Annotated in this window: 11 protein-coding genes; 4 read left to right on the top strand and 7 right to left on the bottom strand. The window is 44.8% G+C overall.

The features are described 5' to 3' along the window. Window positions 1-58 precede the first annotated feature (58 nt). The gene (locus DWX23_RS04045; protein ID WP_122373536.1) at window positions 59-748 is read right to left on the bottom strand and encodes an energy transducer TonB; all 690 of its coding nucleotides are present in this window, start codon (window positions 746-748) and stop codon (window positions 59-61) included. 219 nt (window positions 749-967) lie between these two features. Here DWX23_RS04045 and porQ point away from each other — a divergent pair, with 219 nt between their 5' ends. The 4 genes from porQ (at window position 968) to pfkA (ending at window position 4,660) form a co-directional block, all read left to right on the top strand. After that, the gene (gene porQ, locus DWX23_RS04040; RefSeq protein ID WP_122373535.1) at window positions 968-1,969 is read left to right on the top strand and encodes a type IX secretion system protein PorQ; all 1,002 of its coding nucleotides are present in this window, start codon (window positions 968-970) and stop codon (window positions 1,967-1,969) included. Window positions 1,970-1,990: 21 nt separating this feature from the next. Further along, window positions 1,991-2,680: a (d)CMP kinase gene (gene cmk, locus DWX23_RS04035; protein ID WP_122373534.1), complete on the top strand. Its 690-nt coding sequence runs from the start codon at window positions 1,991-1,993 to the stop codon at window positions 2,678-2,680. A gap of 30 nt (window positions 2,681-2,710) precedes the next feature. Beyond that, window positions 2,711-3,583: a 4-hydroxy-3-methylbut-2-enyl diphosphate reductase gene (locus DWX23_RS04030; RefSeq protein WP_122354793.1), complete on the top strand. Its 873-nt coding sequence runs from the start codon at window positions 2,711-2,713 to the stop codon at window positions 3,581-3,583. A gap of 96 nt (window positions 3,584-3,679) precedes the next feature. Further along, window positions 3,680-4,660, top strand: a complete 981-nt coding sequence (pfkA, locus tag DWX23_RS04025) for a 6-phosphofructokinase (RefSeq protein ID WP_122354795.1) — start codon at window positions 3,680-3,682, stop codon at window positions 4,658-4,660. A gap of 78 nt (window positions 4,661-4,738) precedes the next feature. Here the strand turns inward: pfkA and meaB are convergent, their stop codons facing one another. From meaB to DWX23_RS03995, 6 genes are all read right to left on the bottom strand, one after another. Then, a complete protein-coding gene (gene meaB, locus DWX23_RS04020; protein WP_122373533.1) occupies window positions 4,739-5,836 on the bottom strand; it encodes a methylmalonyl Co-A mutase-associated GTPase MeaB in 1,098 nt (365 codons plus the stop codon). A 6-nt stretch (window positions 5,837-5,842) separates the two neighbouring features. Further along, window positions 5,843-6,958 (bottom strand): DUF1573 domain-containing protein, encoded by a 1,116-nt coding sequence (locus DWX23_RS04015; protein ID WP_122373532.1) that lies wholly within the window; start codon window positions 6,956-6,958, stop codon window positions 5,843-5,845. 29 nt (window positions 6,959-6,987) lie between these two features. Beyond that, the gene (locus tag DWX23_RS04010) at window positions 6,988-7,365 is read right to left on the bottom strand and encodes a DUF1573 domain-containing protein (RefSeq protein WP_122354801.1); all 378 of its coding nucleotides are present in this window, start codon (window positions 7,363-7,365) and stop codon (window positions 6,988-6,990) included. A 154-nt stretch (window positions 7,366-7,519) separates the two neighbouring features. After that, a complete protein-coding gene (locus DWX23_RS04005) occupies window positions 7,520-13,198 on the bottom strand; it encodes an alpha-2-macroglobulin (protein ID WP_122373531.1) in 5,679 nt (1,892 codons plus the stop codon). A gap of 208 nt (window positions 13,199-13,406) precedes the next feature. After that, the gene (locus tag DWX23_RS04000) at window positions 13,407-13,904 is read right to left on the bottom strand and encodes a dihydrofolate reductase (RefSeq protein ID WP_122373530.1); all 498 of its coding nucleotides are present in this window, start codon (window positions 13,902-13,904) and stop codon (window positions 13,407-13,409) included. A gap of 55 nt (window positions 13,905-13,959) precedes the next feature. Next, on the bottom strand, window positions 13,960-14,754 hold the full coding sequence (locus DWX23_RS03995) for a thymidylate synthase (protein ID WP_122354807.1): 795 nt from the start codon (window positions 14,752-14,754) through the stop codon (window positions 13,960-13,962). Window positions 14,755-15,142: the final 388 nt, after the last annotated feature.

Genomic DNA, 15,142 nt, shown 5'->3' with positions numbered 1-15,142 from the left:
GACGAAATAAAAAAGGCTGCAAATCTACAGCAGCCTTTTTTAGTATGTTTAAAAATAATTATTGCAATCTGAAAGTAACGGGTACGGTATATTTAACACGTACAGGTTTACCTCTCTGCTTACCAGGAGACCATTTCGGCATGGTGTTGATCACACGGAGAGCTTCTTTATCCAAAGAAGGGTCTACACCACGGATTACTTCTGCGTCAACGATTGAACCGTCTTTGTTAACAACGAATGAACAAGTAACACGACCTTGGATACCGTTTTCCTGTGCAATAACCGGATATTTGATGGATTTAGCAAGGAACTGCAATAAAGCACCCTGTCCACCCGGGAATTCCGGCATTGTTTCTACAACGGTAAAGATCTGTTGAGCAGATTCTTCTTCTTCTTCAACGACTGCAGGAGCTACATAGGCTTCTACCTGTGCAGAACTCTGGTCGTCCTCAGATGAGATGATATCCACTTGGTCCAATTCCACGTCATCGTCCACAATGTTCAGCTGTTCTACGGTAGCCGGTGCTGGTGGAGGAGGTGGAGGAGGAGGCGTGTCCTCCGGTCTTGTAATTTCAATTTCTTCTTCAGCGATGATATCAGCTACGCCTTCATTTTTGACTACCTGAATATCACGGGTTCCCCATTCGAACCCAACGAACAAAACGGCCAAACCAACAACCATACCCATCAGGATACCGAGTGTTTTGCCACCTTCTAAGTCCGCTTTCGGTGATTTCTTAACTTCCATACTTCTATAATGTTTAAAGATGTGTTTTCCTATGCTGCAAAAATACAAATTATTTTATATCCTGGTTGAAAAAGGGAAAAATACTTCTATATTTTCACTTTTTTTTGAACCAAAATAAAAATAACTGTGTTTATATACCTTTTTTCGGTTTTTTCCGTTTCTCTTTATGGAATATATTATAACTGCATTTTATCTTTGTACGCATTTTGTTAAGAAAATATGAGACATACATTAATTATATTGTTCTTTTCTTTCGTTTTACAATCGGTCGCGGCTCAATCCGGAGATCAGGTATTTGAATTTTTAACTTTACCTTCTTCTGCCCGGGCTAATGCTTTGGGAGGGCATACCGTGTCGCTGGTAGAGCGGGATCCGTCCCTTATCTTTCATAACCCGGCTCTGCTCGGCGGTGAAATGGACGGAATGATCAATCTGGACTATATGAACTATATCGCAGATATCAATGTGGGAAGCGCTTTGTTCACCAAAGCATTCCGCGAACGTGGTGCATGGGGGGCCGGAGTCCATTATTTCCATAACGGGAAATTTAAAGGGATGGATGAAAACAATCAGTCGACAGGCGATTTTACTGCGAACGATATCGCATTGAACGGTTTCTTTTCCTATGATCTGTCCGAACGCTGGCGGGGGGGGATTTCCATGAAGTTCCTTTATTCCAATTATGATACCTATACGTCATTGGGATTATGCTTCGATGCCGGATTAAGTTACTATAATTCGGAAAAAGAATTTTCATTCGGTGTCGTATTGAAAAATATCGGAGCCCAGTTGAAGCCCTATTATGAGGACCGGCAAAAAATGCCGTGGGATATCCAGATGGGTATTTCCAAAAAGATGAATCACGCCCCTTTGCGTTTGTCGCTGACAGCCATGTATCTGAATCGTTGGAAATTCGATTATATAGATAATGCCGATAAAGATTACGAAGGTGATAATTTTGCCAAAGCATTATTCAAGCATCTGGTGATCGGTATCGATTATATACCTAGCGAAAATTTCTGGATTGGCGTCGGTTTCAATCCGAAGACAAAGATGGATATGAAATTGCAGGGAGGCGGAAGCGGTCTGGCCGGTTTTTCCGCCGGTGCCGGAGTCAAAATAAAAATGTTTGATGTCGGTGTCTCTTTCGCAAAATACCATCCGTCGGCTATGTCGATGATGGTGAGTGTTTCGACGACATTGGCCGATTTTAAACCTTAGGAAATATAAATAACGATAAGCATGAAAAAGATAGTAATTGCAATAGATGGTGTTTCTTCCACGGGAAAAAGCACTATGGCAAAAGATTTGGCAAAAGAAATAGGTTATACATATATCGATACGGGTGCCATGTATCGCGCCGTTACACTATATTGTATCCAGCATAATTTGTTTAAAGACGGTCGGATAGATGAAGAGAAACTTCAGGCATCGATGGGGGATATCCATATATCACTCCGTTTTAATCCGGAAACCGGCCGTCCGGACACTTACCTGAATGGGGTAAAGGTTGAAAAGGAAATCCGGGGGATGGAAGTTGCCAAATGGGTCAGTCCGGTGGCTACTTTAGGATTTGTCCGCCGTGCACTGGTTGCCATGCAGCAGGAAATGGGGAAAGAAAAAGGGATTATCATGGATGGCCGGGATATCGGTACGGTAGTATTCCCAGATGCCGAATTGAAGATTTACGTAACGGCCAGTCCGGAAGTACGTGCACAACGTCGTCTGGATGAATTGAAAGCCAAAGGCGAAGCGGCTTCTTTTGAAGAAGTACTGGATAATGTGAAAACACGCGACCATATAGATTCCACCCGTAAAGAGAGTCCGTTGCGTCAGGCGGATGATGCTGTCGTACTGGATAACTCGGACATGACTATCGCTGAACAAAAGGCATGGCTTCTTGTTCAATATAATAAAGCTGCTGCCGAATAAGAAGGTAGAAACAATAGGTTATTTTTAAGAATGATTGAAGTCGAAATAGATAAAGGTTCAGGGTTTTGTTTTGGAGTGGTTACAGCTATCGAAAGTGCTGAACGTGAATTGGACAATACCGATATATTGTATTGTCTGGGAGATATCGTGCATAACAGCCTGGAGGTGGAACGGCTTCGGGAACAAGGATTGCGGACTATCGGACATGATGAATTTTCTACACTGAAAGGAAAGAAAGTCTTGCTTCGTGCACATGGCGAACCTCCCTCCACTTATGAGATTGCAAAGCAGAATAATATAACGATTGTAGATGCTACCTGTCCGGTGGTGCTTCAGTTGCAGAAAAAGATACATAAATGTTATCAGGCAACCCGTGAGAATAATACCCAGCTGGTGATATATGGTAAAAAAGGTCATGCAGAGGTGAATGGGTTGGTCGGACAGACGGAGGGTACAGCCATCGTGATCGAAAAGATTGAAGATCTGGACCGCCTGGATTTCAGCCGTGATATCTGTCTCTTTTCCCAGACAACGAAGTCGTTGGACGGATTCCGTAAGATCGTGGAAGAGATATATCAGCGAAAGGCGGAAGGTACCCGTTTTGAATATTACGATACGATTTGTCGCCAGGTGGCAAACCGTTTACCGAATATAAAAGCATTTGCATCCAGCCATGACTGGGTCTATTTTGTAGCAGGCAAAAAGAGTTCAAACGGTAAGATGCTGTTAGAAGAATGCCGGAAAGCGAATCCAAATACCATTTTCATTTCGGAGGTGAAAGAGATCACTGAGCCGCTCCCTGCCGGTGTCCGCCGTGTAGGGGTTTGCGGAGCTACATCGACCCCGAAATGGTTAATGGAAGAGGTGGCAATCCGTATCCGGGAACTGAATGCAGACCGTTGATCAGACGGTTAAGATTTCATGAAGTTTAAGGAAAAATGAAAGATTGTTGGCAAATAATTATTATTTTTGCCGCGAATAATTTAAAATAAAGACGATATGTCTACTATTAAATGTATTGGCATTTTAACGTCCGGAGGTGATGCTCCCGGAATGAACGCTGCCATCCGTGCAGTGACGCGTTCCGCTATCTATAACGGGATGAGAGTTAAAGGTATTTTCCGAGGATACAGAGGGTTGATTACAGGTGAGATTGAAGAATTCAAAACACAGAATGTAAGTAACATCATCCAGCGTGGTGGAACAATATTGAAAACCGCTCGTTGTATGGAGTTCAAAACTCCCGAAGGCCGTAAGCAGGCATACGACAAGTTGGTGGAAGAGGGGATCGACGCCCTGATCGCTATCGGTGGTGACGGAACATTGACCGGTGCACGTATTTTTGCACAGGAATTCAATTACCCGATCGTCGGAGTTCCGGGTACGATCGATAATGACCTGTATGGTACGGATGTAACGATCGGTTATGACACGGCCCTGAACACAATTATGGAATGTGTGGATAAGATCCGCGATACGGCCACTTCCCACGATCGCCTTTTCTTTATTGAAGTGATGGGACGTGATGCCGGTTTCCTTGCACTGAACGGTGCTATTGCTTCAGGCGCAGAAGCGGCTATCATTCCGGAGATTTCTATGGAAAAAGACCAGTTGGCGGAGATGATCGAAAATGGATTCCGTAAATCAAAGAACAGTAGTATCGTATTGGTTGCAGAAAGTGAAGTGACCGGCGGAGCTATGGGAGTTGCCGAACGTGTGAAAACAGAATATCCGCAATTCGATGTACGTGTATCTATCTTGGGGCACTTGCAGCGTGGTGGTTCTCCTACGGCTCAGGATCGTATCCTGGCAACCCGTATGGGAGTCGGTGCGGTCGATGCTTTGCTGGATGACCAGCGTAATGTTATGATGGGTATCCAGAATGACCAGATCGTATATGTTCCATTCTCGAAAGCTATCAAGAATGACAAACCGATTAACCGTGATTTGCTGAATACACTGCGTGTGTCTTCTATTTGATCCGGACTGACGAAAGAATATGAAAAGCCCGTCGAATCGTTTGATTTGACGGGCTTTCTTTTTATTATTCGGTAGGTCTTATTTCTTCGATAAGTTTTCGAGGAACAGATCCATCATCCTTTTGGCTGCAACGAACGAGCTGATCTCGTTATTCAACACCTGCTGTTCCGTCTGTACCAGCATGCCTTCTACAGCCGGATTATGATAGAATGTTTCCCGTAATGTATCGTTGATACTTTCGTACATCCAATACTTGGCCTGTTCATTTCGTTTGAAGTTGAAATAACCGTTCTTTTTGGTGAACTCCATGTACTCGCCGACCATATCCCAGATCTCCTTGATGCCTAAGTTGTAGTAACCCGAATAAGTCAATACTTTGGGGAACCATCCTGAATCGGCAGGTGGAAAAAGATGTAGCGCATTCCTGAACTGGGCAGCGGCCAGTTTGGCTTTTTCGATATTATCGCCGTCAGCCTTATTGATAATAATGCCGTCAGCCATTTCCATGATACCGCGTTTAATCCCTTGTAACTCGTCTCCTGTTCCTGCCAGCTGAATAAGAAGGAAGAAATCGACCATCGAATGAACGGCCGTTTCGCTTTGTCCGACACCGACTGTTTCCACAAATACAGTGTCGAAACCGGCAGCTTCACACAGCACGATCGTTTCACGTGTTTTACGTGCCACACCCCCCAAGGATCCTGCGGATGGAGAAGGACGGATAAAAGCATTCTTTTCGCGTGATAAAGCCTCCATGCGGGTCTTGTCCCCCAGGATACTGCCTTTGGAACGTTCGCTGCTCGGATCGATAGCCAGTACAGCCAGTTTGCGCCCTTCCTTGATAAGGTGCATACCAAAAACATCGATAGAGGTACTTTTTCCGGCACCAGGAACACCGGTAATACCGATACGGACCGATTTGCCTGCAAACGGAAGACATTTTTCTATAATCTCCTGTGCCAGTTGCTGGTGTTCATATTTAGCACTCTCGACCAGCGTAACCGCCTGGCTGAGGATTGTTATATTTCCTTTCAGTATCCCTTCGACAAACTCGGAAGGGGTATATTCTTTACGTTGAAGTCTTTTTTTGAGGTAGGGGTTTACAGTCGGTACATCGGCTACTCCCTTGTTTACCTTTAATCCTCTGTAAAGATCGTCGTTTTCGGGATGTTCCATATCTTTTTATTTTTCTGCTGTTACCTTTACGAGGCGAACAGGACCGTTCGGGTCATTACATACTATATTTACCAGTGCTTCCAGTTTCGTCTTTATCTCTTTCGGACGAACTGATATTTTGAATGTAGCCGTTGTTCCCGGTTTTAATTCTTTCTTTCCTCCTGAAATATCGATCCGTTCATCATCGCAAGTGAAACTATGTATGATAAGCGGGGATTTTCCGGTATTCGTTACCTCTACAGTGCCGGTCACTTTGCCTCCGATCAGTGGAATGAACCCACCTTTTTCCGGTAGCTTACCGAAATCGAGCAATGTACCTGACAATTGGGCAACCGGAGCCTGTGCCTTTTCTGCAGCAGTGAGTTTACCGAAGTTGTCGATAATATTGGCCGCTACGTGTATCTTTCCGTCGACTTCTTTTTTCTGTCCGATACTTTCGATTGTCAAAGGTATTTCTGTCGTAACCCTACCTTTTCTTTTTACTGCTTTAGCATCGAATAACAGAGTAATTTCCCCCACTTCGTCCGGAGCCAGTTGGGTCGGGCGAATCTCGACGGTCAGGTAATGAGGCACTTTGCCCTGACGGATCGTCAGAGTAGTCTTTCCTTCATTCTTGACATTGATCTTTTCTCCCAGTGTTTCGTCGGGACGGACGCTGCTGTACAGTATTGTTTTAGTCTGCATCTTCAGGTCGCCTATCGAATAAGGGAAGATCATAAGCGGTATAAGCGGTTTCGGTGTCACGTTTCCTTTGATTGCCAGCGTGTAGCTGCCTTTCTTTCCATTGCTGAATATGGATACCGTCTTGTAGAACGGACCGGGGCGGCCTTTGGGATTGTAGGTAACCTTGACATTTCCGGTTTTTCCCGGAGCGATCGGCTCTTTTGTCCATTCAGGCTGTGTACAACCGCAAGAAGCAGTAACACGGGTGATGACGAGCGGGCCATCTCCCGTGTTCTTTATTTCAAAAGTATGACTTGCCGGTCCGTCAGCTTCGGCGATTGTTCCGAAGTTGTACGTCAGCTCGTCTGCACTTATCTGGGCTCCATTCTGTGCAGCTATATGCGCCGTGAACAGGAATATGCTGCAAAGAATAAAGCTCAGTCTTTTCATATTCAGCATTCTTTGTTTTTAGTTTAGCTTGTTGAAAATCAAATAACCTCTCCTCTGATCGTCAGGATAAAACTTCCGGTCTTTCCGTTGCTGTAAACAGAAATCGTTTTAGAGAACGGTCCCGGACGTCCTTTCGGATCGTATGTTATCTTGATATCTCCGCTCTGTCCCGGAGCGATCGGTTCTTTTGTCCATTCCGGAGTCGTACATCCGCAGGAAGCGATAACGCGGGTAATAACCAACGGAGCATCTCCCGTGTTTTTAACGGCAAATGTCGCAGTGACTTTTCCGTCTGCTTCTTTTATCTGTCCAAAGTCATGAGAGGTTTCTTCAGCTGTAATAACAGCTTTTTTCTGAGCTGAAGCCATTCCTGTTGCAAGCAGGATCGCCATAAAAATAAAAATAATCTGTTTCATTTTACATCTTATTTAGCTATTGTTTATGTCACAAAGATAGGGATTTAGAATTGAAAATGGAGAATTGAAAATTGAAAATTGTTAACGGGCGAAATCTAAACTACTTTTCCCCTTGATATTCTTCCTCTGATTTTCAATTCTCCATTTTCCATTTTCAATTAACCGTCAGTTTTTTCCCTTCCGTATGAGATATGAATTCGGGTGCGTACAGACATTGGATTGTACTGATTCCTCCGGCATATTCACCTGTACGGGAAACGTAAACCGGATATTCGATCACGAAGGTTCCGGCCGGTAAACGGTTGAAAAAGAAATTTTCGGAAACATCTGTCGGTGACTGGTAATAAGCCACTCCGTCTCTGAACTTTGTACCGGAAACCTGGCTGGCAGGTTCGAAACAACCGGCTCGCAGGTCTTTCAGGAAGATATAATCCATTTCACGGTCGGTACGAATGGTCAGGCGTACGACCACCTTGTCACCCGGCTGGAGTTTTCCGTTCTCCACCGGAGTGATCTGCAGACCGCTACCGCTGTTGCTTTCAATGAATAATTTCTTTTCAACGTTGAGTACACCTGTCTGTTTTTCTACTTTGTCGATGTTTTCAAAGTATTGTTCATAGACAGCTCCCCAGGCAGGTGCATTTCCTTCCTTCCGAATGGAAATGGAATTTCTTTCGGATGAAATTTCTTTTTCATCCAGTACAACCTTCAGATAACCTGTTGCTGTTTCTCCTTCGGCAGTACTGTATGTTTTATCGCCCCAGGTAACGGTGCAGGTATTGTTATCGTTCAGCCAGTCACTTCCGGTCAGTACCAATGCGTAGATGGCATTCAGCGTAGCAGGAACAGATTCCCAGTTTTGGGTACGTTTCTGGTTCAGCAACCATTGTTTCATACGGTCGGTGTCTTTGGAATCGGGTGATAATGTATTGAATACCTTCATCAGTAAACAATGTGTTTCGATCGGAGAGATGAAATAGTTGTTTCCTCTCCGGTTGTTAGCCCAATACATACCCTGTTCGGTTGTAGTGGTTGCTGTTTTACGCAACCAGGCCAGGATGGTATTTGCGACCTCTTTTTTACCGTTGCGGTACATCAGCAGGGCTATTTCTCCCTTTCCGTAGAGTGATTGTTCGTTCCAGGTCTTTTCGGCCTGTGCCGTGTAGAAACGGATCGCTTCACGGGCATCTCCCAATTCTGGAATATCGCGGTAAGAGCTACGGACGTACAGGAATTCCAGTTGTAAAGCGTTCGGCACGCTGCTCTGCCATTTCTTGTTGTTCTTTTGCAAGGACTCATAGTCGGATTGCATCTGTTTGTCCAGATATTTAAGAGCCTTCATCTGCATTTCTTTCTCCTGTTGTCCATATTGTACGGCACTCATCTCGACCAGTTGAGACATTCCTTTCAGGATAGAAAGCGTGATCTCCCGGCTTGCCGGGAAACCTTTGAACCAACTCCATCCGCCGTCTTCGTTCTGTAGTTTCAACAGTTGTTGCAATGCTACTTCACGTTGCTGGGCGGCACGGTTCATGTCGAACAGGAGTGACAGACGTTGTTTTTGTTCCGTTTCATTTTCTGCAGCCAATACCCATGGTGTTTCTTCCAATAGGATATTCTTCAGTTCCTGGTTTTTCTGCAGGTTTGAATAAAGCGTGGAGGCTGTTCCGCCTTGTGCTTTCCATTGGCTGATCACTTTTTGAATGCGCGGATTGGCTGTGGCAATATAGTTAGCCAGCGTATTGCTGTAATAGGAGGCAAACCAGGAAATAATGTTATCGTTTGCCGGTTGTGTAAGCGTTGGTAATGCCTGTACGGCGTACCATATCGGATTACCGGTCAACTCCAGTGTCATTCTGAACGGGTTACGGCTGCCTGTTGCTTTTGATCCGGACAGGCGGATTTGTTTTTCCCCGTTTTCCATCAGATAGAACGGAGTACTTTCCGTTACCAGTATCTGGTTGGACAGAACCGGGATCAGATGTTGTTCCCCGTCACTTCCTGATTCGGAATCAGCTACGATACGGCAACCGATCAGATTGGTTGTCTCCGGTACGCGGAAGGTCCATGAGGCGGTCGTAATACTGTCAGCAGACAATGTGAACGGCCTCTGCGATTTGGTCAGGCAGATAACCGGCTGGTCTGTGGCAGGATCGAACAGCTCGAGGCTGACACGTCCGGAGATGGATGCCTTGGAATTGTTGATCACCTGCGTACTGACAGATACTTCATCTCCCTGTCGCATGAAACGGGGTAGGTTCGGAACGACCATCAACGGTTTACTGCTGATTACTTCTTTTGTCAGCAGGCCGTATTTCATATCTACCGTATTGGCCAATGCCTGGAATTTCCAGGTCGTATTGCTTTCCGGCAATGTGAACTGTACCATGACGTCTCCTTCTTCATTGGTCAGTAATGACGGATAGAAGAAGGCTGTTTCGTTGAAGTTTTCACGTACCGGGAGTTGAGGCTGTGCTTGTACGGGTTTCGCTTCCGCTTTGTCCCATGCAGCGTCAGATAAACTGAATAACATTTCGCCGGATTCTTCAACTTCATCGTCTACGATGTTTGCATTTCCGGTAATGGACGCTGCATCATTGCTTCTGTAGCCGACAACTTGTGCCTCGGCGGCCATTGGGGCGGCTGCCGACTTCATCATTATACCTGATCCGTAAGCTCTCTGCTGTCTGTAACTCAATACACCCTGCCAGTCCAGGCGGTCATACTGATAGTCCGGAACTGAAATGAAGTCAGGTTCTCCTGATTTGTACGACGATTTATCGTCCAGGCTGATACCATTGTTGAATACCGGGGCATTCAGATAAACGGACCTTTGCGGGTCGAAGTTCCATTTGAATGTGCCGTACGGTAATATCTTATCCAGGGAAGCATCATACATGCTGGCAAGCATTTCTGCCATAGCTGGTACGGAGTCGGTATCCAGTATTCTGAATTTCCATGTTTCCCGGTTGCCGGGCAGCAGGCGGTCACGGAAAGTGATCGGTTTGATCGTTAACCGGAGATCAGGTTGCTGACGCTTTATCTCTGACTGGGTTCTGTATAACTTACCTTTTTTGATAAAGGTAAAAGTAGCCACGATACCATCTCCGTAACTTTCATTGAATGGGATACGGAAGAGGTGGTTCTCGTTACTCAATACCACATACTTACGTGAGAGACATTGACCGTTCCGGAATAATTCGTATAGTACATGCACATCCTTATCGGAAGTGCCGAACAGTATCTTTGCCTCCTCACCCGGCAGACAACTGGTCTTCTCGTTCAGCAACCAGACATGCTTGAATACCGGCGGCTTTTTGTCGCGCAAGCTATACAGGATGAAATCCTGCTCTGTTGTTGCCGGACGTCCTTTCGAGTCTTTTGCTTCTATCTTGATGCGGTAACGTCCGGATTCCAGTTTCCGGAATACATCTCTATCTATCTGCTTGCCGGAGGTGAAATTTCCGCTGGTAACCTGTTTCCCGACTTTGTAATCTACGAATTCATAATCGGAATATGTTTCCTTGTTCTCATCTTGCAGTTTGTTTATTGTGTAAGTACCATCTAGCGTAACCTGTTCTCTGTTCAGGGTTTGGGCAGAGATAACAACATCTGCCGAATCTTTATCGAACTCTCCTTGAATATTAGTTGTCAGGATGATGCTTGTTTTTCCGACTGTTATTGTCGAACTTGCTTCTTGAGTCTCTCCATTGCTGTCGGTCAATGTAACCGAGATCAGGTAGGGTTGGTAGTTACCGGATTCTTCCGGTCGGAAGTCGAATGAGAATGTGCCGTCACTGTTCATTGTTGTTCGGCCTTCCGCCACCTGTTCGTATGAATTATTGATGGGGAAGTAACCGCGCAATAACAGAGGCTGCTTGGTGATTCGATAGGTCACTTCACCGCTTTGCAGCGAAACGCCCGAGAATGTTTCAGCTTTTCCCCGGATGGTTACCAGGTCGCCGAAAGATATTTCACCTTTGACGGGAAGTATATTTACCAGGAATGTCGGACGTTTATATTCTTCGACACGGATATTCGTACTGGCATAATCGGTAGATAGCGTGAATGTGCCATTCAGTGTTTGCTGCGGTAAGGTAAATTCACCGTTGAAAGAGCCGAACTTATTTGTCTTGAATTCTTTGGTCGCCACTTCTTTCCAGTTGGCATCCCGAAGGATTACTTTGAACGTCTCGCCTTCAAGAGCGTGAGGTTTGCTTGTTTCGTTTGTATATGCAATACCTTTGAAATAAAGGGTTTGTCCCGGACGGTAAAGTCCGCGGTCTGTGAATAAAGCCAGTTGCGGGCGGATGGTCCGGTTGACTTGCCGTTCCCCGTTCGGATAAACCATTGTCAACATAGTTTGGGCATCTCCCTGGCGGCTCACCCGGTAAGCCATCAGGTCACCTTTGCGTGAGAATACGGCGATACCGTCTTTATCCGTTTTTACGGTTCCTTGCTGTTGCATTTCACGGCGTTTGCCTGAATAATAAGTAACAGTGGCGTCAGTTACCGGTTTTCCGCTTAAATAGTCGGTGACCAATACTTCCGTATTCCCATTTTGCATGTTGCGTGAGATGGATGCCAGGCGGCTGACTTCAAACAGATTGTTTGTTTTTATATTGCTTTCTGGTACGGTAATGATGCATTCATATAATCCTATTTGATCCATCGGGATCACAAGGCTGGTATCCAGCTGCGTATACGTATTGGGAGCCGTTAAGGAGAATGTCACTTCTTTAACCAGTGCTCCGGGCTTGTTGGCGGTATCTCTGTCGTTATAAAAAAGGGTCTGTTGCGGAGTTTTCAGACTTTTGTATATACGGGCGGTGATCTGCGGGATGTTCCGGAAATTCAATTTGAGTGTCAGGTCTTTTCCCGGATATACGGTATTGGCCGTATTTACCTGTAAGATCGGATTTTGCATATCTGCCAGCCTGTTTTTGATCAGGCCTATCCGTTCGTAATTGGGAAAACGGGCGATTGTCTCTTTACAAAGTTTATATTCGATAGTTCTCACGGAATCCATATTAATACCGGCTGTGAACCCGAACAATCCGCTGTTTAGCTTGGCTTCGACAATTTCTACGGAATAGTCTTTGTTTCCATAAATAGCCAGCAGGCTATCCAGCGAAGCGCTATATTCTTCTCTTGCTTTTTCCGAATAGCGGGAAGTGTACTGAAAACGCAGATAATCCAGATTGGCGAGCATAGCTGCTTTTTTGTCCGGCTGTGTATTCAGATACGTGATAAGTTCTTTATATATATCGGTGGAAGGAGCGATATCCAGTGCCCGGAATGCGAGAAAATCATATAATGTCGGGCGTAGGACGGGCGTGTCCTTTCCGGTTTCCAGAATAGCATCGAATGCCGAGACCGGTGTATCCTGTAATAGCTTGGCTGGTTCGAGTGAAGCAATCAGTTCTTCTTTTATCTTTTGGGTGAAAAGATTGGAAGTCCATTCGTGGATATCTTCCGGGGCATAACCTGCCAGGTCGGTACGTTGACTGATCTTCCAGCGGTTCATGGTATAATAATGATTATACATTTCGGCAATCATCGAATGGAGTACGGCTGTCGAGGCGGGATCTTTGCATCCGGCAGCATAGTTTTCTACTTCCTTGATCAGTTCCGGGAAATCATCTTCATTCACGTCCAGCTGTTCTTTCATCCGGCTGATCAATGCTTTGATCAGTTGCGGTGTATTCTTACCTTGAATGGCTTCGGTAATCATTTTGCTTTCATTTTTCGATTGTGCCGCTGTTGTATACATGATAGCTGCTGACAAACAGCAGAGTATCAATGCGGAAACAATAATAGCTTTTATCTTCATATCTGTAATGGGTTTACATGTTAAACAACGTCCTTTGCTATATAGATACAAAGAAAGGGTGAAAAGATGTAAACCTATTGTTAATAAGGTGTAATAATGGAGGCTGTCAGGTGGAGGTTAAAAAAGAACATGGATTCATATAGTACAATGCATATTATCAAAGATTATGCTACTATATGAATCCATGAACCCGAAATACGGGATAAAATTATTTTTTACGGACGTAAGTCAGGAAGGTATATGGATAAGCATGTTTAGCGTCGGCAGGAAATTCCTGGCGTTCCACTTCTTCCCACATATCCCAGTTTACGACAGGGAAAAATGTGTCGGCATCCTTAAACTCTCCATGTACGCGTGTGATGTACATCCTGTCTGCGATGCGTAATGCCTGGCGGTAAACCAAAGCGCCGCCGAGGATGAATATTTCATCTTCTTTTTCGCAGATATCCAATGCAGCGCCCATTGATTCGCAGGCAAAGCAGTTTACAAAACCTGCTTCCGGCAAGGTTGTCAGGACTACATTCTTCCGGTTGGGAAGCGGTCCTTTGGGCAGAGATTCGAATGTTTTACGTCCCATGATCACGGCATGGCCGGTGGTCAAATCTTTGAAACGTCTCATATCGGCAGGCAGACGCCATAACAACTTGTTGTTTTTACCAATCGCGTTGTTCTCTGCAATTGCGGCAATGATTGAAATTGTACTCATAAACTTATCGATTTATTAGTCATGTTTATATTCCGAATTAAATAAGTATCACCGTTTATACGGCCACTTCTCCTTTTATATGGGGATGCGGGTCATAACCGGTCAGGTTGAAATCTTCGTATTTGAAATCGAAGATGCTTTTTACATCCGGATTAATCTCCATCCGGGGGAGAGGACGCGGTTCGCGGGTAAGCTGTAGTTTTACCTGTTCAATATGATTGCTGTAAATATGGGCATCGCCCAGCGTATGAACGAAATCTCCGGCTTTCAGTCCTGTAACCTGTGCCATCATCTGCAATAGCAGTGCGTAAGAAGCTATATTGAAAGGTACACCCAGGAATATGTCGGCACTGCGCTGATACAATTGTAGGCTCAGGCGTCCGTTCGCCACATAAAACTGAAAAAATGCATGACACGGAGGAAGGTTCATGTTTTCAAGGTCACCCACATTCCAGGCACTGACAATGATCCGTCGGGAATCCGGATTATGTTTGATCGTTTCGACTGCTTCACTGATCTGATCGATGGAACCTCCTTTGTAATCCGGCCACGAGCGCCATTGGAATCCATAGATATGTCCCAGGTTTCCGTCAGGGTCCGCCCATTCGTTCCAGATACGCACGCCATGTTCCTGTAAATACTTCGCATTGGTATCTCCCTGCAGGAACCAGAGCAGTTCGTATATGATCGACTTCAGATGCAGCTTCTTCGTTGTAAGCAGAGGAAATCCCTCTTCCATATTGAATCGCATTTGATGGCCGAAAACACTTTGTGTACCGGTCCCGGTACGGTCTTCCTTCCTGACACCTTCGGCTAATACGCGATCCAGCAATTCTAAGTATTGTTTCATTTTTATCTCTCTAGTAGCTTACAAAAATACGAAAGGGATTTGTATTAAACAACAGGTAAGTTTTAAAATGGAGTTTTCCCTGTTTACAAATTGTAAAAAGATATGCGTCTTTGATTAGCTAAATGATACGTTAAAAAATATTAGTCGCTAGGGTAATTCAATTTATACGGCATACTAATCTGATTTACCCGGTATAGTAGTGACAAAATGATAATCGGGGAGTGGAGGACACGTGTGAGTACTACATTTATATAAAAGCTGAAAATTTTTAATTATGCAGTTTGGAAGTATGGATAATTTTGGATATATATTTATTAATATTAAAGTACACGTACGTTAGTTTTATGGTCTTCCAACCCTTGGGAGTTTAATGCAAAATACTTATTTA

It is taken from the genome of Parabacteroides sp. AF18-52 (assembly GCF_003479145.1).
Classification (GTDB): Bacteria; Bacteroidota; Bacteroidia; order Bacteroidales; family Tannerellaceae; genus Parabacteroides; species Parabacteroides faecis.
The sequence above is the reverse complement of the archived record's forward strand: the minus strand, read 5'-3'. Positions and strand labels throughout refer to the sequence as shown.

Bases quoted from the DNA above. Each gene is read 5' to 3' on its own strand.
- pfkA (WP_122354795.1), top strand. From the start codon at position 3,680: ATGTCTACTATTAAATGTATTGGCATTTTAACGTCCGGAGGTGATGCT.
- DWX23_RS04030 (WP_122354793.1), top strand. From the start codon at position 2,711: ATGATTGAAGTCGAAATAGATAAAGGTTCAGGGTTTTGTTTTGGAGTG.
- DWX23_RS04005 (WP_122373531.1), bottom strand. From the start codon at position 13,198: ATGAAGATAAAAGCTATTATTGTTTCCGCATTGATACTCTGCTGTTTG.
- DWX23_RS04010 (WP_122354801.1), bottom strand. From the start codon at position 7,365: ATGAAACAGATTATTTTTATTTTTATGGCGATCCTGCTTGCAACAGGA.
- cmk (WP_122373534.1), top strand. From the start codon at position 1,991: ATGAAAAAGATAGTAATTGCAATAGATGGTGTTTCTTCCACGGGAAAA.
- DWX23_RS03995 (WP_122354807.1), bottom strand. From the start codon at position 14,754: ATGAAACAATACTTAGAATTGCTGGATCGCGTATTAGCCGAAGGTGTC.
- DWX23_RS04015 (WP_122373532.1), bottom strand. From the start codon at position 6,958: ATGCTGAATATGAAAAGACTGAGCTTTATTCTTTGCAGCATATTCCTG.
- DWX23_RS04045 (WP_122373536.1), bottom strand. From the start codon at position 748: ATGGAAGTTAAGAAATCACCGAAAGCGGACTTAGAAGGTGGCAAAACA.
- meaB (WP_122373533.1), bottom strand. From the start codon at position 5,836: ATGGAACATCCCGAAAACGACGATCTTTACAGAGGATTAAAGGTAAAC.
- DWX23_RS04000 (WP_122373530.1), bottom strand. From the start codon at position 13,904: ATGAGTACAATTTCAATCATTGCCGCAATTGCAGAGAACAACGCGATT.
- porQ (WP_122373535.1), top strand. From the start codon at position 968: ATGAGACATACATTAATTATATTGTTCTTTTCTTTCGTTTTACAATCG.